Genomic DNA, 19137 nt, shown 5'->3' on the forward strand with positions numbered 1-19137 from the left:
TAATTTAATGACAGAAGCAAATAAAGTATTGGCGTCCATCGGCAATGTAGATATTCACGAATCCGATGTCGATGCCTATTTAAAGAGCATGAATCCCCAAATGGCCATCCAATTCCAAGGGGACGAAGGCAAAAAACACATTTTAGACGAATTGGTGCGTCAAGAGCTTTTGCTGTTGGATGCATTGGACAAGAAGATGGACGAAGACGAAGAATTTAAAAAGGTCTTTGCGGACACGAAGAAGTCCCTCTTAAAATCCTATAACTTCAGCAAGACCATTGAAGGTGTGGAAGCCACGGAAGAAGACATGAAGAAATTCTACGAAGAAAACAAGCAATTCTTCAAGAAGCCTGAATCCGTTCACGCCGCACACATTTTAGTCGACGAGGAAGCTAAGGCCGCCGATCTCGCCAAGCAAGCCCGCGAAGGCGCCGACTTCGGTGAACTGGCGAAAGAACATTCCACTTGCCCCTCCAATCAAAACGGCGGGGACTTAGGCTCCTTCGCCCGCGGCCAAATGGTGCCGGAATTCGACGAAAAAGTCTTCGGCATGAAAGACGGCGAAATTTCCGATCCCGTGAAGACCCAATTCGGCTACCACATCATTAAGCGCATCGAAGGCAATCCGGAAGAAGAAAAGAGCTTCGACGAAGTGCGCGGCGAAATTCAAATGGAACTGACCCGCCAAAAACAACAAGAACGCTACTTGGAAAAAGTGGCAGAACTGGAAAAGAAATACAAAGTTGAATACAAATAAAATGAGCGGCTTCGGCCGCTTTTTTGTTTACGAAGGCTGATTTTATGCGTTTTTTGCTTTTCAGATGACTTTTTCGATCCGTGAGAAGGACCGTTTTCCTTCACGATTCTGTGATATACTGGTTCTATGTCAGGGGGTAGATATGGAACTGGATTTATTCAACTTTATTGACCGCTCCATCGCGTTGTTAAACAACAAATACGACGCCATTGCTGAGCTGGAGCGAGAGCTTGAAAATTTTTTTGAAATGGAATTTAAAGACAACGACAGCTTTCTGGCGGTCAATTCACGAATCAAATCGGCAAACTCACTAAGAGAAAAAATCATTCGTAACAGCCTCTATATGCGCTACGACGACGCCGGTGAAATGCTTCGAAATATGCAGGATATTATCGGGCTCAGAATCGAATGTCGCTTTACCGACGACGAGTTGTCCATTTACCGAGCCATTAAAGATCTGTTTTACATTCCCGTGGAAAATGGCTACTATCGTTCGCCGAGCCACAAGCATATTTTGCTGGATATGGAAACGGCTCAGCCCATGATTCAAAAAAACGGCTTCGGAATTTATAAAATCGACGGCATTATAAAAAACGGCGACGAGCAGATCAATTTCGAGCTGCAGATCAAGTCCCTGGTCAATGTCTTCTGGGGCGAAATCGACCACAAGGTTCTGTACAAAAACTACAATTACATGCTCACGGAAGAATTTTTCCGAGACATTATGCATTCCATTAAGGACAATTTATCCATGATCGACCGCCAACTGCGGATCCTTTACGAGCACGTCAACGACATGGATTCTTCTGCCGTGAAAAGCAATCACAAGCAGGTGAAAAGCCTGTTGTCGAAAATCATTCACGATATTTTCGTCGGCACCATTCGCAAAGAACTGGGCTTTGTCGTGGATTTCAACGAAACGTCGGACATTATTGTGGATTACCTCGACTACAAATGCCAAGCCCTCCTGGATTACGACGAAGGGGAAAACTTTATTCGCCTCTTGAATCGAATCAATCACATCGACCAACAGGAATTTAAAGTGGCCGAAGGCGTCGAATTCGACCGGAAGCCGACCTTTACCACGGCCTTTACCGATCGCGTGGGTCGGGCGGTGTACGCCATTATGCCCAGGGAATTCGGCTGGAATTTATTTTTTAAGATCATCGCCGAAATCGAGCAATCGGAGCCGAGGATCGACTTCGAAGAATTTTTCCGCTACTTGGAAAGTCTGCTCATCGGAACGATTAAACGAGAGGTGGACAGCAAGGGCTTTACCGAAGAGGAGTACGATGCGCTCATCGACTTTATCCTCAATTGCTACGCTTCCATGGTGGAAAAAGATCCTTCCATGAACCACATGATCAGCAGTTATTACGGCATGAGCACCCATTCCATTTCACAGGTATTCAGAAACATTCGATCCTACGAGGATTTTGAGAAAAACAAGACGCGCATCCAGCGCATGTTAAACTGACAGGAGGCAGCATGGCAGAAATTATTTTGGCCGGCGGTTGCTTTTGGGGTGTGGAAGAATATTTCAGACGCACCGAGGGAATCACCGACACCGTGGTGGGCTATATTAATTCCGACATTGCCGATCCCACGTATGAAGACCTTTGCTACGGCAAGAGCAAGGCGGCGGAAGGTGTGATCATCGAATTCGATCCCGAGGTGATTTCCCGGGAAAGGATCGTGGATTTATTTTATAAAATCATCGATCCCTACAGCTATTTCCGCCAAGGCAACGACATCGGTCGCCAGTACCGCACCGGCCTCTATTATCGTCCCGGCGAGGATGCCTTAAAGGCCTTTTATGAAGAGGATAAACAGAAGCGACAAAGCGTATCGACGCGCAAGATTTGGGTGGAAGTGGCGCCTCTTGAAAACTTTACGAAGGCCGAGGAATACCACCAACACTATTTGGTAAAAAATCCCGGCGGTTATTGCCATATTCCTTTACCGAATAAAAGCGAAAAGTAATGACGAAGCGGCTTGTTTCGTGTAATATGTACTATAAAGAAGAGGTGATAGAGTGATAAAAGGTTTAACCGGCGATTCACCGGTTTTAAACTTTTTTGCTGAGATTACGGACATACCCCGTTGCAGCAAAGAAGAAGAAAAAATCAGCAATTACCTGGTCCAATGGGCAAAAGCGCGCGAGCTTGAAGTCATTCAGGACGAATGGAAAAATATCGTTATTAAAAAGCCTGCATCGAAAGGCTACGAAAATGAGCCCACCGTGATTTTGCAGGGCCATATGGATATGGTTTGCGAGGCGGTGAAAGGCTACGAACACGACTTTTCAAAGGATCCCATCGAAGCCGTCGTGGAAGGCGATCGCATCATCGCGAAAAACACCACCCTCGGCGCCGACGACGGCATCGCCGTGGCCATGATGCTTGCCATTTTAGACGGCGACTACGAGCACCCGGCGTTGGAATGCTTGGTCACCGTCGAGGAAGAAACCTCCATGGCGGGCGCCCATACCATCGACGGCAAGTATTTCGAAGGCCGCACATTAATTAATATCGACTCGGAAGATGAAGGCATTATTACCGTGGGCTGTGCCGGCGGCATGGTGTCCAACATTATCTTCAAAAAAGAATTTAAGTCCCCCGAAAAGGATGCATTCCTCGCCATTGATCTCGGCGGTTTCCGCGGCGGTCACTCCGGCTCCGACATCGACGACGAAAGAGGCAACCCCATTCTCTTGTTGGCGCGGATCTTAAGAGAAGTCTCCTATCAATATGATTTCGAGTTGGCGGATTTCTCCGGCGGTTCGAAACCCAATGCCATTCCCAGAGATGCGGAAGCCATTATCGGTGTCGACGCCAAAGATGTTGAAGGCATCAAGGCGGCATTGAATGCATCAGCCGACACGATCTTCAAAGAATTTGTCGCCACGGATCCCAATGGCGTACTCAAGATTGAAGGCGCATCCGCCGACAAAGTCCTGGCACCGAAGGTGGCCGACGGCATCATTAATTACCTGCTTGTCGCGCCCAACGGCGTCAACACCTTCAGCAAAAAAATTGAAGGTTTGGTGGAATCCTCCACCAACATCGGCGTAGCGGCCAGTGACGATGAAAAATTCGTCTTTACCATGCAAATCCGAAGCGATGTGGAAAGCAAGATTCATGAAATCGCCTTGAAAAACCGCATTGCCGGCGAATTGGGCGGCGGCACATTCGAAGAACTTTCCGCCTACGCGCCTTGGGAATACGCGGAAGAATCCCCCTTGCGGGATAAGGCCGTGAAATTATGGAAAGACATGACAGGCAACGACGCCACGGTGGAAATGATCCACGCCGGTTTGGAATGCGGCATTTTGCAAGATTCCATCGGTAAAATGGACATGATTTCCATTGGTCCCGACATGGAGGGCGTTCACGCCCCCGGCGAAAATCTATCCATCGCCTCCACCAATCGGGTCTTCGATTACCTTCTTGAACTGTTAAAGATGAAAGGATAAATATGAGCCACGAACACGATCACGATCACGAACATGAACACGAGGAAATGGACGTCATTACGTTGACCCTCGATGACGACAGCGAATTGGACTGTGCCGTTATCGGCATTTTCCCCTACGAGGAAAAAGACTACATCGCTTTATTGCCCCTGAAGGGCGATGAAGTGGACGAAGACGCCTCCGTTCTGATTTATGAATACGCCGAATTGGAAGACGGTGAATTGGAACTGATCTTCATCGAAGATGAAGACTATTTCAACCACGTCGCCGATGAATTCGAACGTCTTTACGCAGAAGACGAGGAAGACTAAGGAGTTTACCATTACGGAAACACGACCCTATCGAAGTTTCAGCGATTACGCAAAAGACACCTTCGGCATGAAAGTGTACAAGGTGCCCATCCATCTTAAAGGCAGCTGTCCAAATCGAGACGGCACCGCCGGGGTGGGCGGCTGCATTTTTTGCGGCGAAGAAGGGGGAAGCTTCGAATGGATACAAGGTAGCGTACGGGAACAATTTCAAAAAAACAAAGCGCGCATGAAAGCCCGCTACAAGGCCCAAGGCTTTATCCCGTATTTTCAAAATTTTACAGGCACCTACCTTCCCCTGGCGCAATTTAAAGAAAATTTAGAGGCGGTGGCGGAAGAAGACATCGTCGGCGTCTCCATCTCTACGCGGCCCGACTGTGTGGACGATGCGTATTTGTCGGCGGCGAAGGAAATTTTTCCGGGCAAGGCGATCACTTTTGAATTGGGCCTGCAATCGGCCAACGAAAAGACATTGAAAGTGATTAATCGCGGCCACGGCACCCGCGAATTTATTGATGCAGCGCATCGAATCAAGGGCAAGGGCCTGAGGCTTACGGTTCACATGATTTTGGATCTGCCTTGGGACAGCCGAGAGGATGTGCTTCGAGGTGCCGAACTTTTGGCCCGCGTTGGCGCCGATGAAGTGAAGATTCACAATCTTTACGTGGCGAAGCACACCAAGCTCGCCGATATGTATGAGGCCGGCACCTTCGTGCCCCTTCCCATGGAAGAATTTATGGAGCGGGTCATCTTATTTCTGGAACATCTGCCGCCTGAGACGGTGATTGGCCGCCTCTTGGGACGTGCCCCGGAAGAGGATGTCTTGTTCGCTAATTGGAACAGAAGCTGGTACTACATTCGCGACGAAATCGTGCGGCGAATGATTGAGGAAAACCGACCGCAAGGTCATTTATATAGGAAATAGAGAAAGGATGATGACAATGATTCGTTATATCTTAGGAGCAAAAGGCGCAGGCAAAACGAAATGGTTAATCGATCATGCCAATGAAGACCACGAAGGCGGCAACGGCAATATCGCATTTGTCGAAGTTGACGACGATCACATTTTCAGCTTGGACTACAATGTACGTTTAATCAATGCCACGGAATACAATCTCACCAATTTAGATGAATTCTACGGCTTCTTAAGCGGCATGTTCGCCATGGACTACGACTTGGAAAAAGTGTATGTCGACGGCATGTACAAGGTCATGGATCTTTCCATTGACGACTTAAAAGATTTGGCCGATCGCCTGGAATCTTTAGGCATGGAAAATCGTCAAATTTACATTAATGTAAACTACGTGGAAGCAGACTTCCCGGAAGAATTAAAACAATACGCACAAGAAGTTTCTTTGGAAGGCTAATAACTGACAGGGGATTGGAATGAAATCGAACAAGACATTTATTCGAATCGTGGCCGTGATCTTATGCTTAGCAATGGTGTTGCCGGTACTGATCAATGCATTCTTATGATGACGACCCGATAACCATGGAGCCGATTTGCGACAAATGGTTTGAGCACTTCATGGAAAGGCGAAGCGCCTTGATTCGCGCCTATGAGCGGGGCGACTTAAACAAAAAGGAATTTTTGCAGACGAATTTAAAGGATATGCACAACAGCAATGTGCGCCCCTTTTTTCTCATCGATCGATTGGAAAAAGGGATCTTTAATTACCAATACTACAACGCTCTGGCCAAAAGCTATCGCATGGAAGCCAGGCGTGTGAAGCGGATGCAAAAAGGCAATCGAGCCTATTGCCGCTCCCTTTCTATGGCTGAAAAGTATTACGGAAAAAAAGACGACACGATCTTGGAGATCCTTGATTTTGTCGATTATAAAAATATCTACGGTTACTTCGTCCATTGCAACGGCAAGAAATTGCAAGGCCGTCTCTTTGAGATTGTCTTTATCGAGTATCCGGAGTATATTTTGCATTCCACCTCTGAACGGGTATATCAAGCCTTGGTCGATCACGGTGTCTTTATGGAAGAAAAAAAGCGTTCCAAAATCGACACCTACATTAACGACAGGTATTAAAACTGAGAAAGGGGCAAAGATTGGATTACAAGCATTTAAAACAGACGGATCCCGCGATTTATGCGCTGGTACAAAAAGAAACCGAGCGACAACGGAGCCACATCGAGCTTATCGCTTCGGAAAACTTTGTCTCTCGCGCCGTTATGGAAGCCATGGGATCGCCCCTCACCAATAAATACGCAGAAGGTCTGCCCGGCGCCCGCTATTACGGCGGCTGCGAAGTGGTAGACGAAGTGGAACAATTGGCCATCGATCGCTTTAAAGCCCTTTACGGCGCCGATCACGCCAATGTTCAGCCCCACAGCGGTGCCAATGCCAATATGGCCGTGTACTTGGGCTTGTTAAAGCCGGGCGATCGGATTCTGGGCATGAATTTAAGTCAGGGCGGCCACTTGTCTCACGGCAGCCCGGTGAATATTTCGGGAAAATACTTCGACATCGTGGACTACGGCGTCGATGAAAAGACGGGTCGAATCGATTACGAAGCCTTCGAAGCGGCGGTTAAGAAATACAAACCGAAGCTGGTCATCGGCGGCGCATCGGCCTATCCGAGAAAAATCGATTTTAAGCGCATGAGTGATGTGGTGAAGGCGAGCGGTGCCTACTTTATGGTAGACATGGCCCACATCGCCGGCCTTGTGGCCACGGGCTATCACGAAAACCCCGTGCCCTATGCCGATGTGGTGACTACCACCACCCATAAGACCCTGCGGGGGCCCAGAGGCGGCGCCATTCTCTGCACGGAAGCATTGCACAAAACCATTGACAAGGCCGTGTTCCCCGGACTGCAAGGCGGCCCCTTGGAACACGTCATTGCGGCAAAGGCCGTGTCCTTCTACGAAGCGGCCCAACCGGATTTCAAAGTGTACTGCAAACAAATCATCGACAATGCCAAGGCCATGGAAAGAGTGTTCTTGGATCAAGGCGTGGATTTGGTCTCCGGCGGTACGGACAATCACCTACTGCTCTTAGATCTTCGTTCCCTGAAGATGACGGGTAAAGAGGCGGAAAAACTGTTAAACGACAGCGGCCTCGCCGTCAACAAAAACATGATCCCCTACGATCCCGAAACGCCCATGGTGACCAGCGGCATTCGCATCGGCACCCCGGCCATGACCACCTTAGGTGCGAAAGAAGAAGACGCAGCCTATGTGGCACAAATCATGGTGGATCTTTTGAAAAAAGACATTGCGGAAGACGAAGCAAAAGACCGCGTGCGGATTTTTTGCGAAAAATTTCCTCTGTACAAATAAAGCGGGAAGGACTCGAAAGAGTCCTTTTCTATTACGGCAACAGGAGGCGCCATGAACCCTTATGAAATCGACATCGTTCATAAAGCATTAAATACCATTCGCTCTGTCGATCCCGGGTCCATCGGCGAAGAGCTGGAAATCGAAGCCGGCGACCGCCTCATCGCCATTAACGATAACGAGGTGCGGGATGTGATCGACTACCGCTACGAATCGGCCAACGAATACATTACCCTCACCATCGAAAAGAAAGACGGCGAGCTGATCCTCTACGACATTGAAAAAGATGTGGAGGAGCCCATCGGCCTGAATTTCGTCACCCCGCTTTTGGACACCCAAAAGACCTGTTCCAATCGTTGCCTCTTTTGCTTTATCGATCAAATGCCGCCGAATATGCGCGACAGCTTATACATTAAAGACGACGATTCACGCCTTTCTTTTCTTCAGGGCAATTACATTACCCTGACCAATATAAAAAAAGAAGATTTCGACCGCATGATCGCCTACGGCCTAAGCCCCATTAATGTGTCGGTGCACACCACCAATCCCGCCCTAAGGGTGGAGTTGTTAAAAAATCCCTCGGCGGGCAAGATCATGGAGGACATGAAACGTTTGGCCCATGCGGGCATCGTCATGAACGCGCAGATCGTGTTGCTTCCCGGCGTAAACGACGGGGAGGAGTTGAAGCGCACCCTTCGGGACTTGGCCTCGCTCATGCCCCAAGTGGCCTCCGTGGCCATGGTGCCTGTGGGACTGTCAAAGTATCGCGACCATTTGCCGAAGCTTTCTCCTTACACGAAAGAAGAGGCGAAAGATGTCATCGCCATCGCCGAGGCCTTCGGAAAAGATATGCGTAAAAAATGCGGCCGCCACTGGGTCTACGCATCCGATGAATTTTACCTTATCGCGGAAAAAGATCTTCCCGAGGCGGATTTTTACGACGGCTACCCGCAGTACGAAAACGGCGTGGGCCTTATGCGCTCCTTCTACGAAGAATTTAAGGAGGCGCTGGATCGGGCGGAAGGGCAATACCGCTCGAAAATCACCTTAGCTACGGGAGAATATGCGGCGCCTCTCTTTGAGGCCTTGGCCGCCATGATTCACGAAAAATTCCCCGGCATTCAATGCGACGTGGTTACGATCAAAAACGACTTTTTCGGCGAGACGGTGAAAGTGGCGGGGCTCTTGACGGCGGAGGATGTGGTCCGTCAATTGAAAGGTAAAATCCACGATGCTATAATGTTACCAATGTCAATGTTTCGAAGCGATCACGCCATTACATTGGACGATGTCACGGTGGATGCTTTGGAAGAGATATTAGGCGCGAAGATTATTACCGTAAGCAACAATGGTGCGGAATTTTTAGAAAAATGTTTGGAGGTGCGTCCTGTTGAATAGACCGGTCGTCTGTATATTAGGTCGCCCCAATGTGGGGAAGAGTACCTTATTTAATGTGCTGACGCGCTCGAAAATATCCATTACCGAGGATACACCGGGCGTGACGCGAGACAGAATCTATGCCAAGGCCACTTGGCTCGATCATGAATTTACTTTAATCGATACGGGCGGGTTGGATCCCTCCAGCAACGAAGCCTTTATGCCTGAAATCATGGCCCAGGCGGAAGTGGCCGTTGAAAATGCAGAGATCATTTTATTTGTCGTCGACGGCAAAGAAGGCCTGACCACCGTGGACCGCGAGGTGGCATCTTATATTCGAAGAAGCGGCAAGGAAGCCCTTCTCGTCGTCAATAAAATGGATGCCAAGGAATCGGAAGACCATCGCTACGATTTCTACGAATTGGGCTTAGGCGAGCCCTATTCCATTAGCGCCGAGCAATCCCGCGGCATCGGCGATTTGCTGGATGCCACGGTGGCGTCCTTTCCCAAAGTGGAGGAGGATGACTTCCGCGACGAAATCAAAGTGGCCTTTATCGGAAAACCCAATGCGGGGAAATCCTCTTTGGTCAACCGAATTTTAGGGGAAGAGCGCTCCATCGTCACCAATATTCCCGGCACGACGCGGGATTCCATCCACTCCTTCTTCGAATACGAAGATACGGACTATGTGCTTATTGACACGGCGGGCCTTCGAAAGCGGAAAAAAATCAACGAAAAAGTGGAACGCTACTCCGTGGTGCGTACTTTAAGAAGCATCGAGTTGGCCGATGTGTGCGTGCTTTTAATCGACGCCACGGAAGGGATCAGCGAACAGGATTCGAAGATCGCAGGCTATGCCCACGACAACAACAAGGCCATGATTATCGCCGTAAACAAGTGGGATGCCATCGAAAAAGAAACCCGCACCATGAAGCAATACGAAGAAGCCATTCGCATGGAGCTGCCCTTTTTAAACTACGCACCCATGATTTTCATCTCGGCACTTACAGGTTCTCGCGTGGAAAAATTATTGAACATGATCCACGTGGTCAACAACAATTACTCCCTCAGGATTCAAACCGGGGTCTTAAACGACATTATGAACCGAGCGGTCTTAATGAATCAGCCGCCTTCGGACAAGGGCAAGCGCGGGAAGCTTTACTATGCGAGCCAAGTCTCGGCCAGACCGCCGAAAATCGTCCTCTCCGTCAATGACAAGGAGCTTTTCCACTTCACCTATTTGCGTTATTTGGAAAATCAAATTCGCGCGGCCTATCGCTTCGACGGCGTGCCCATTATTTTGGAGCTGAGGAATCGATGAATACATTTCTCGTGCTGATGGCCTGTTATATCGTAGGCTCCGTCTCCGGCGCCTATTTCCTGAGCCGCCTCTTTTTCCACAAAGACATTCGCGACGAGGGCAGCGGCAACGCCGGCACCACCAATGCCGTGCGCGTCATGGGAAAGAAACTGGGCTATACTACCTTTGCCATCGACGTATTAAAAGGCGTGGTGGCCATGGCCTTTCTCGCGCCCATGTTGGACGAATCCATTCGGCTCTTCGCCGCCCTCTTCGTCGTTTTGGGCCACGACTTTCCCTTTTACTTAGGTTTTCGCGGCGGCAAAGGCATCGCCACATCCTTCGGTTCGTGGACGACCCTTGAGCCCCTATCGGGAGGCGTAGCGGCCATAGCCGGCGTCATCGCAGCGAAGATCACGAAATACGTCAGCGTCGGATCATTGACCTTTCTTACCATTAGTTGCGGGGCCATGCTCGTCAAATACGGAGGCGTCGGCTACAATCGCTGGGCGATCCTCGCCGTGTGGCTCTTGGGGTTTATTCGTCATAAAGACAATTTGATTCGCTTGAAAGAAGGCAGAGAAAACAGAATCGGAGGTTGATTCGGTGAAGATCGGAATATTAGGTTGTGGCAGTTGGGGAAGTGCCATTGCCAATCTCTTGGCCCGCATCGGCCACGAGGTGCACATGTACACCCGCAATGAAAAGCAGTATGCGCGGATTCAATCGGTGGGAGACAATCCCGGTTACTTGGAGGACTTTGCCTTTGATCCGACGATTCAGGTGCACCTGTCTGTAAAGGAGGCCATTGAAGGGGCAGACGGCATCGTCTTGGCCGTGCCCACCGGTGCTGTGCGCACCACCATGGAAGCCGTGGCCCGCGAGGGATCGAAGGCCCCCGTCATCAATCTCGCCAAAGGGCTGGAGCAAGGAAGCCATTTGCGCCTTTCTCAAGTGGCCAAAGAGATCCTGCCCGATTCGCCCTACATCGTCTTATCCGGCCCCTCCCATGCGGAAGAAGTGGCGAAGCTTATGCCGACTACGGTGCTGGTGTGTGCCGAAGACGAAAAAGATGCCCTTTGGGCGCAAGATTTATTTACTTACGACAGCTTCCGAGTCTACGTACAAGATGATATGATCGGCGTGGAAATCGGCGGCGCGTTAAAAAATATTATCGCCCTCGGCGCCGGTCTATCCGACGGCCTGGGCTATGGCGACAATGCCAAAGCCGCCTTAATGACCCGAGGCTTAACTGAAATTCAGCGCCTGGGCATCGCCCTCGGCGCAAAGCCAATTACCTTCCAAGGCCTTTCCGGCATCGGCGATTTAATCGTCACCTGCACCAGTGTGCACAGCCGCAACTGGCGCTTCGGCAACCTCATCGGCAAGGGCAAGGCGGCGGATGCTGCCATCGAGGAAGTAGGCATGGTGGTGGAAGGGTATAAGACCACCAAGGCCTGCTACGAGCTGTCTCGGGAGCTTGGCATCGAAATGCCCATTACAGAAAAGCTCTACGATGTCTTGTACCGCGAGGCCGATCCGAGACAGGCCGTGTTGGATCTGATGCAGCGGCCCAATAAACACGAAAACGAGAAAATATTTTTATTATGAGACAAAGTTCGACTGTTCGAAAAAAAATTCGACGACGGCAAAATCACAGAAAAAAACGCAGGCGACTGCTTCTCGTACTACTTTTGCTGTTGATTATTTCAGGCGGCGTCTACTCCCTGTACGACCGCCTGGTTTCTGCGCCTAAAACGAAGCAGCCCGTGCAGGTATGCTTTCGCGACGTGGTGCGGGGCGAGGGCTACTTGCTTCTCAATGAAGAGACGATTTTTACCAAGGCAGGCGGCACCGCCGTTTATAATGTGCGAGAGGGGAAAAAAGTGCCCAAGGGCTTTCGCGTGGCGGACATTAATGTCATGAACGACAATTCAAAGGTGAAGGACCAGCTCATTCGAATTCAGGCGGCCATCGACTTTAAAAATGATCGAACATCGGAAAAATCCAAGGACAGAATGAATGAAGAAGATGAAAATGTCATTCGAAACATCCAGCGCTTTATTCGCGACGAGGATTACGAAAAGCTTATTTCATCCATTAACACCTTGGATTTAAGCACGAAACACACGGTGAATGTGTCGGAGCTCAACGAACTTTTAAAGCTTTCCATTCCGGAGCTGGAGGAGAAAAAAGACCGTCTCACCAAGCGCATCGCCTCCACCAGTGCCGATTACGTGGCACCGGAATCCGGCATCGTAAGCTACACCTTTGACGACTTTAAAAAAGCCCTTTCATTGGAAAAGGACGAGGATACATTTACCCGCGCCTACCTAAAAGGCGTGAGCACCGAGTCCCTGACCCGGGGGAAGAATCGAGTAAAAGAAGGCCAGGCCTTTTTCCGCACCATTTGCGACACGGCCTATAAAATCGCTCTGCCCATTGCCGATGCCCGTTTGGTGAAAGATGAAATGGGAAAAACAGTGACGGTGCGAATCGGAAAGGTGATGACCGAAGCTCGGGTGGAATCCATTGTCGGCGACGAGAGCGAGCCGGTGGTGATCTTGAGTCTGCAAGATAAACTACAGGAGGTTTATCGGCCGCGGAAGCAAAAGACCACCATAATTAAAAACGAATCTCGGGCGCTGAAGATTCCAAAGACAGCCATTGTTACGGGAAAACACGGCGAAAGCGGCGTCTACGTCGATGCCGTGCGCCGATTTGTCACCTTTGTGCCCGTGGATGTGTTGTCCGTTCGTGAAAAAGACGCCTACATCAGCATGGGCGACGACAAGGCCATGATCAAAAATAAGAAAGGCAAGGACGTGTCCACCTTGCGGCCGACGGATCAGGTGGTTGTTGAGCCGAAGAAAGTGCGGCGGGATAAGATTGTGTATTAATCACAGGAGGTGTTTATGTCAAGCATAGGCGACGAACTCAAGCGGGTGCGCGAAGAAATTGAAGAGGCAAGACGCCACAGCTTAACCGGGGAACCGGTGCAATTAATCGCCGTGACGAAAACCCACGGCGTGGATAAAATCGAAGAAGCCTTGAAATACGGCGTCACGGATATCGGCGAAAACAAGGTGCAGGAGCTGACAAAAAAAATTGAGGCCCTGGGACCGAAGGTTCGTTATCATATGATTGGAAACTTGCAGTCAAATAAGGTAAAATATATCTACAATGATGTGGTTTTGATCCATTCACTGGACAGACCGTCCTTGGCGAAAGAAATTCAAAAGCGGGGATGCGAAACGGATCATATCGTCCATTGTCTATTGGAAGTAAATATCGGCGACGAAGCGTCAAAAGGCGGCTTGGCCTACGATCAGGTGCTGCCCTTTTTGGAATCCATCGTCGATTACTCCCACTTGAAAGTTGACGGCTTAATGACCGTGGCGCCCAATGTAGATGACGAGGCTTATTTGAGGCAGCTGTTTCGGAAAATGGTGGCCTTGAAAGAGGACATCGCCGGACGCCATTACGAGGGCGTGGACATGACGCACTTGTCCATGGGCATGAGTCAAGACTTTCATATCGCCATTGAAGAAGGCGCAAATATGGTACGCGTAGGCAGTCGCATTTTCGGTGCAAGGCACTATTAAGGAGGAAATTATGGCAGATTTTGGTAATAAGTTAAAAAGGGCGTTCGGTTTCGGTGACGATTACGAATACGACGACGAATACGATTTTCAAGAAGACGAAAAATTTCAAACCACGGAAGTTGAACCCATCACAACGACCCATTCGCAAAAACCCGTGGCCCCTCGCAGAAAAGACAGCGGCAATGTATTAAGCATTCAAACGAAAGCCGCTATGGTCATTACGGTTCACGAACCCTTAAGCTACGACGAATCGCCGAAGATTGTCGATGACTTAAAGGAAAACAAAGCCGTCGTCTTAAACTTCGAACAATTGGATTTAGACGTGAAGCGTGAAATTTTCGACTTCGTCAACGGCGCCCTTTATGCCATCGAAGGCAAGATCCAAAAGGTGAACAAAGACATCTTTATTCTTGCGCCGGCGAATATTGCCATCGACGGGCTTAAAGAAGAATTACAAAACTCGGGCATCTTTCCTTGGTAAAGAGCCTTCGGAAGGATGAACTCCTTCGCCACATAAGAGAGCCTGAAAAAATCACTCGGTTGCGCCATGTACTCGATCTGCCTGAAATCAGTTCGAGAAATTACAGGGCCACAGCCGGTGATTTTTTAGATCCCTACGAACAGCAATTGGTGGCTTCCTGGACGCCCCACTTTCCGGAAGTGGAATTGTCTTTCGAACCGGCGGGCAATTGGGAGCGAAAAATTCCGGTCTATAAACCCTTCGACACGGAAGATAGCTTTCTCTCGGCCTTTTATTTAGAAGGCGGCCCCTTCGATCACCGGCAAATTTTAGGCTCCCTCTTGGGCATGGGCATCGAGCGGGATAAAATCGGCGACATCGCCGCCACCGACGACGGCGCCTATGTTTTCGTGAAAAAAGAGATCGCGAATTTCATCGCCGTGAACTTCAGAAAAGTGGGTGCGACACCCATTCGCCTCAAAGAAATTCCCGCCCTCTCCGTGCCGGAAATTGAAGAGGATTGGAACGAGGCCGCGGCGGTGGTGTCCTCCATGCGCCTGGACGCCGTGGTGCGGGCGGTGACCCACAAGCCCCGCGACGAAGTGAAGGGGCTCGTGGCCAAGGGCTTGGTGAAAGTAAACTTTAAGCGGGCTGAGAAGACCCACGACATGATTGTCCCCGGGGATATGATTTCCGTGCGGGGATTTGGCCGCATCAAAATTTTCGAGCCCCTTTACCGAACGAAGAAGGACAAAGTGCGCTTTCAGTACGGTACCTTAAACAGCAGATAGGAGCGCTATGGTAACATTAATTATTCTTATACTCATCGCTTTGGATCAGTTGTCCAAATTCGCAGTCGTCCGCCATTTGGCAGGCGGCGGCGAAGTGGCGATCATCCCGGGCTTTTTTCGCCTGCTCTATGTTGAAAATCGCGGCGCAGCCTTCGGTATTTTACAGGAAGGCCGGCCCCTTTTTATCGTGATTACCGTTGCGGTCATCGGCTTTTTGCTTTACGGCATTTACAGAAAGCGCGACGAGGTGAGGGGGCTTTTGCGCGTGGCACTGGTCTTAATTCTGGCGGGGGCCGTCGGCAATTTCATCGACCGATTGCGCCTCCACTTCGTCGTGGACTTTTTGTCCTTCCGCTTCTTCGGCCACGACTTTGCCGTCTTTAATCTCGCCGATTCCTTTATCGTCGTGGGCACGATTTTGCTTATGATCCACGTCTTTTTAGGAGACGAAAAGGACAGCCATGATTCATAAATTCACAGGGGTAGATGACGGCGGTCGCCTGGATCAATTTCTCGCCGAAAAACTCGAAATGAGCCGCTCCCAAGTGAAGCGGGCCGTAGACGAGGGCCGCGTCACGGTAAACGGGCAGAAGGTGAAGGCGGGCTATAAGCTTCAAGGGAGCGATGAAATCGCCTACGAAGAGGAAGCCCCCTATGTGCTGGAGGCGAAGGATGTGGCATTTAAGGTGCTTTACGAAGACGAGCATCTGGCCTGCATCGACAAGCCCTACGGCCTCGTGGTCCATCCCGGGGCGGGCAGAGAAGAAGCGACCCTGGTCCACGGGCTGATGCATCGCTTCGATCACCTGGCAAAGGGAAGCGATCCCCTTCGCCCGGGCATCGTTCATCGATTGGACAAGGATACTTCCGGCGTCATGGTGGTGGCAAAAACCGACGCCGCCTACGACGGATTGGTGGATGCCTTTCAGAACCGTCGGGTCGAGAAAATTTACTACGCCATTTGCCGCGGCGACATTCGGGAAGCGGGCATCATCGATTCGCCCATCGGGCGGGATCCGAAAAATCGCATCCGCATGGCGGCGGGGGTGTATCCCTCCAAAGAAGCCTTGACGGAATACGCGCCTGTTCTCGCTTTTCGGGATTCCACCTTGCTTCGCGTGGCCCTTCACACAGGTCGCACCCATCAAATTCGCGTACACATGGCATCAATTGGCCACGCGCTTTTAGGCGATCCCCTTTACGGGGCGAAGAACGACAAGGAGAAACAGCTCCTGCTTCACAGCTACCATCTGGCCTTCACCCACCCCATTACGGGTGATGTTGTGGCCGTGACGTCGAAACTTCCCGAGCGCATGCTCGCCTACATTCGAAAGGAGAAAGGGGACCGATGCACAAGATTTTAGATGAATTGGCCATGAAGCGGGCCACGGCGCGTATCGCCAATGAAATTATCGAGCGAAACAAAGGGCTGGACGACGTGGTTCTCATCGGCATCGTGACGCGAGGCGAATTTTTCGCCCGTCGCCTTCAAGAAAAGATGAAAGAAATCGAAGGCGTTCATGTGCCGGTGTACACCCTGGATCCCGGCTTTTTCAGAGACGATCGACGGGACGAAGCCTTTATGCCCATGGAATTTATGGGGAAAATCGACGGCAAGCGGGTGGTCTTGGTAGACGATGTGCTCTACACCGGCCGCACGGTGCGCGCCGCAATGGATGCATTGATGGTAAAAGACCGACCGAAGCTCGTGGAGCTGGTGGGCCTCGTGGATCGGGGGCACAGAGAACTGCCTATTCGCGGCGATTTTATCGGCAAGAATGTGCCCACGGCTCAGTCGGAAAAAATCATCGTACACTTTAAAGAATACGACGGCGAAGATGCCGTCTACGTGGCGGGATAAAAATAACCGGCGGCGTGATCGAAGGGATCGGCCGTCGGTTTTTTCGTGTACCATTATTCGTGTAGCATTATAAGAGATCGATGCGCGCCTCTCGCGGCCTGCGCTCGGAAGTAAAGACGGTGTCCACGGCGTGGAGGATGTTGTTCCGCACCGCTTCGGATTTTGAAATCACCATGGTGTCTTCCACGCCGGTGCAGTAGTTGATAACGTGGCAAATATTGGCGTAGTGCAGGCCCAGTTCTCTCGCGAGAACCACTTCCGGCACATTGGTCATGCCCACCACATCGCCGCCGATGGAGGCGTAGAATTTTATTTCCGCACGGGATTCAAAGCGGGGGCCTTCCGTGGCCACGTAGATGCCGCGGGGAAGCTTTTCGCCGTAGGCCGCCTCAAAGGCGTCGTTTAATTCCGAGTCGTAGGGCGCGTCCATGGCGATGTGCTTGGCTACATGGTGGTCGCCGTCGTAAAAGGTGTGGGGCCGTGTCTTCGTAAAATCTAAAAAGTCGTCGCACAAGACGATGGAATCGGGGCCGTATTCTTTTTTTAAACTGCCCACGGCGCTGATGCCGTACACTTCCGTAACGCCGATTTCTTTCAGGGCCCAGATGTTTGCCCGATAAGGCACTTTGTGCGGGGGGATGGTGTGATCCGTGCCGTGGCGCGAGACGAAAACATAGGGCTTGTTTTCGGGATAAATCAGTTTGGCATCGCCGTAGGGTGTGGAAAAAATTTCTTCTTTGGCGGCAGCGAAGGGCGCTTCGAAGCCGGTGCCGCCGATGATTCCGTAATGCATGATAACCTCGTTTCTCTTTCCTGAATATGGTACTATTATACATGGAAAGTGAGGTCTGTATGGAATTTGACGGAGATTTAGCTTACATGCTTCAGGCGGAGCACGTGGCTTATTATAAAGACGGCGTCGTATCGATTTTAGACCGACGTATTTACCCGGTGCGAGTGGAATACGTGCGTTGCAAGACCCACGTCGAGGTGCGCGACGCCTTGAAAAACATGGTGACGCAATCGGCGGGCCCTTACACGGCGGCGGCCATGGGCATGGCCCTTGCGGCACACGAATCCCGCCACTTAAAGGGAGCGGCGCGGCTTCGCTATTTGGAAGAGGCGGCGGTTGTACTGGCCAGCGGCCGCCCCACCACGGCCATGCGCATGGCCCAGGTAACGAAGGGCGCCCTTTCTGTGGCGAAGGATCATTTAGACGACGAGGATTTGGATTTAATTCTGCGGGATCACGCCCTTCATTCCATGGAAAAGCGCTACGCCACCATCCATCGGGTGGCGAAGCATTTTATGGACCTTCTGCCCGATGAGGGCACGGTCATGACCCAGTGTTTCGGCGAAACCATTATCGGCATGCTGGCGCGGGAAATTATAGCGAGCGGAAAAGATATTTCCTTTGTTTGCCCGGAGACCCGCCCTTTTTTACAGGGCGCCCGTTTTACCGCTTCGGTCTTGTCTCAAATGGGCATGGACACCACGGTGATTACAGACAACATGGTGGCGGCATACATTGAAAATCACGGCATCAGCTTATTTACCTCGGCGGCGGATTCCATTTGCATGGATGGCAGCATCGTAAACAAAGTGGGCACCCACCAAATCGCCATCGTCTCGGCGTACTTCGGCGTTCCCTATTACGCCACGGGAATTCCCGACATGGACATTCAAAGTGCAAAGGATTTGACCATCGAAATGCGGGATCCCGAGGAGAGCTTAAGCGCCCACGGCATCAAGCACACGGTGGAAGGGGTAAAGGGCTATTACCCGGCCTTCGACGTGACGCCGCCGAATTTAGTCTTCGGCGTGGTGACGGATTTAGGCATTTTTAAAGCGGATCAATTAAAGAAATACGAAAAGAAAAAAGGAGCGGGCGATTTCTATTTCGCTGTATGAT

At 50.7% G+C, this 19137-nt stretch carries 22 protein-coding genes; 21 read left to right on the top strand and 1 reads right to left on the bottom strand.

The features are described from left to right. Positions 1 to 7 precede the first annotated feature (7 nt). The 20 genes from KO087_RS02390 to pyrR all read left to right on the top strand — a co-directional run bounded on the left by KO087_RS02390 (position 8) and on the right by pyrR (position 17225). Entirely contained in the window at positions 8 to 757 is a 750-nt protein-coding gene (locus KO087_RS02390; RefSeq protein WP_251374899.1) for a peptidylprolyl isomerase, read from the top strand. A 142-nt stretch (positions 758 to 899) separates the two neighbouring features. Beyond that, a complete protein-coding gene (locus tag KO087_RS02395; RefSeq protein WP_215507349.1) occupies positions 900 to 2234 on the top strand; it encodes a GTP pyrophosphokinase in 1335 nt (444 codons plus the stop codon). An 11-nt stretch (positions 2235 to 2245) separates the two neighbouring features. Continuing rightward, positions 2246 to 2740 carry a peptide-methionine (S)-S-oxide reductase MsrA gene (msrA, locus tag KO087_RS02400; RefSeq protein WP_215507351.1) on the top strand — a complete coding sequence of 165 codons (495 nt, stop codon included), beginning with the start codon at positions 2246 to 2248 and terminating at the stop codon, positions 2738 to 2740. 52 nt (positions 2741 to 2792) lie between these two features. After that, entirely contained in the window at positions 2793 to 4232 is a 1440-nt protein-coding gene (locus KO087_RS02405; protein WP_215507353.1) for an aminoacyl-histidine dipeptidase, read from the top strand. 2 nt (positions 4233 to 4234) lie between these two features. Continuing rightward, positions 4235 to 4543 (top strand): DUF1292 domain-containing protein, encoded by a 309-nt coding sequence (locus tag KO087_RS02410; protein WP_215507355.1) that lies wholly within the window; start codon positions 4235 to 4237, stop codon positions 4541 to 4543. Further along, entirely contained in the window at positions 4503 to 5465 is a 963-nt protein-coding gene (gene mnmL, locus KO087_RS02415; protein ID WP_215507357.1) for a tRNA modification radical SAM protein MnmL/YtqA, read from the top strand. Before KO087_RS02410 ends, mnmL begins: the two co-directional genes overlap by 41 nt. Before the next feature lie 16 nt (positions 5466 to 5481). After that, the gene (locus tag KO087_RS02420) at positions 5482 to 5907 is read left to right on the top strand and encodes a hypothetical protein (protein WP_215507359.1); all 426 of its coding nucleotides are present in this window, start codon (positions 5482 to 5484) and stop codon (positions 5905 to 5907) included. 95 nt (positions 5908 to 6002) lie between these two features. After that, positions 6003 to 6581, top strand: a complete 579-nt coding sequence (locus tag KO087_RS02425; protein WP_215507360.1) for a DUF6648 family protein — start codon at positions 6003 to 6005, stop codon at positions 6579 to 6581. Between the two features lie 20 nt (positions 6582 to 6601). After that, positions 6602 to 7834, top strand: a complete 1233-nt coding sequence (glyA, locus tag KO087_RS02430) for a serine hydroxymethyltransferase (RefSeq protein ID WP_215507362.1) — start codon at positions 6602 to 6604, stop codon at positions 7832 to 7834. Positions 7835 to 7885: 51 nt separating this feature from the next. Next, positions 7886 to 9229 carry a DUF512 domain-containing protein gene (locus tag KO087_RS02435; protein WP_215507364.1) on the top strand — a complete coding sequence of 448 codons (1344 nt, stop codon included), beginning with the start codon at positions 7886 to 7888 and terminating at the stop codon, positions 9227 to 9229. Continuing rightward, positions 9222 to 10529, top strand: coding sequence for a ribosome biogenesis GTPase Der (gene der / locus KO087_RS02440; RefSeq protein WP_215507366.1), 1308 nt, complete (start codon positions 9222 to 9224; stop codon positions 10527 to 10529). Before KO087_RS02435 ends, der begins: the two co-directional genes overlap by 8 nt. Beyond that, entirely contained in the window at positions 10526 to 11110 is a 585-nt protein-coding gene (gene plsY, locus KO087_RS02445; RefSeq protein WP_215507368.1) for a glycerol-3-phosphate 1-O-acyltransferase PlsY, read from the top strand. Before der ends, plsY begins: the two co-directional genes overlap by 4 nt. A gap of 4 nt (positions 11111 to 11114) precedes the next feature. After that, positions 11115 to 12119, top strand: a complete 1005-nt coding sequence (locus KO087_RS02450; protein WP_215507370.1) for an NAD(P)H-dependent glycerol-3-phosphate dehydrogenase — start codon at positions 11115 to 11117, stop codon at positions 12117 to 12119. Further along, entirely contained in the window at positions 12116 to 13408 is a 1293-nt protein-coding gene (locus KO087_RS02455; RefSeq protein ID WP_215507372.1) for a biotin/lipoyl attachment domain-containing protein, read from the top strand. The genes KO087_RS02450 and KO087_RS02455 overlap by 4 nt, the downstream gene beginning before the upstream one ends. 15 nt (positions 13409 to 13423) lie before the next feature. Further along, positions 13424 to 14113: a YggS family pyridoxal phosphate-dependent enzyme gene (locus KO087_RS02460; protein ID WP_215507374.1), complete on the top strand. Its 690-nt coding sequence runs from the start codon at positions 13424 to 13426 to the stop codon at positions 14111 to 14113. A 10-nt stretch (positions 14114 to 14123) separates the two neighbouring features. Beyond that, entirely contained in the window at positions 14124 to 14594 is a 471-nt protein-coding gene (locus KO087_RS02465; RefSeq protein ID WP_215507376.1) for a cell division protein SepF, read from the top strand. Between the two features lie 59 nt (positions 14595 to 14653). Next, positions 14654 to 15364 (top strand): YlmH family RNA-binding protein, encoded by a 711-nt coding sequence (locus KO087_RS02470; protein WP_215507378.1) that lies wholly within the window; start codon positions 14654 to 14656, stop codon positions 15362 to 15364. Positions 15365 to 15371: 7 nt separating this feature from the next. Continuing rightward, complete coding sequence (gene lspA / locus KO087_RS02475; protein WP_215507380.1) at positions 15372 to 15836, top strand: signal peptidase II; 465 nt, start codon at positions 15372 to 15374, stop codon at positions 15834 to 15836. Then, a complete protein-coding gene (locus tag KO087_RS02480) occupies positions 15826 to 16728 on the top strand; it encodes an RluA family pseudouridine synthase (protein ID WP_215507382.1) in 903 nt (300 codons plus the stop codon). The genes lspA and KO087_RS02480 overlap by 11 nt, the downstream gene beginning before the upstream one ends. Beyond that, positions 16713 to 17225, top strand: a complete 513-nt coding sequence (gene pyrR, locus KO087_RS02485) for a bifunctional pyr operon transcriptional regulator/uracil phosphoribosyltransferase PyrR (protein WP_215507384.1) — start codon at positions 16713 to 16715, stop codon at positions 17223 to 17225. Before KO087_RS02480 ends, pyrR begins: the two co-directional genes overlap by 16 nt. A 67-nt stretch (positions 17226 to 17292) precedes the next feature. On the opposite strand, the gene KO087_RS02490 is transcribed toward pyrR, so the two are convergent. Continuing rightward, positions 17293 to 18018, bottom strand: a complete 726-nt coding sequence (locus KO087_RS02490) for an MTAP family purine nucleoside phosphorylase (RefSeq protein ID WP_215507386.1) — start codon at positions 18016 to 18018, stop codon at positions 17293 to 17295. 59 nt (positions 18019 to 18077) lie between these two features. On the opposite strand from KO087_RS02490, the gene KO087_RS02495 reads away from it, so the two are divergent. Next, positions 18078 to 19136 (top strand): s-methyl-5-thioribose-1-phosphate isomerase, encoded by a 1059-nt coding sequence (locus KO087_RS02495; RefSeq protein WP_215507388.1) that lies wholly within the window; start codon positions 18078 to 18080, stop codon positions 19134 to 19136. The last annotated feature ends 1 nt before the right edge of the window (position 19137 follow it).

Source organism: Peptoniphilus rachelemmaiella (genome assembly GCF_943169845.1).
Classification (GTDB): Bacteria; Bacillota; Clostridia; order Tissierellales; family Peptoniphilaceae; genus Aedoeadaptatus; species Aedoeadaptatus rachelemmaiella.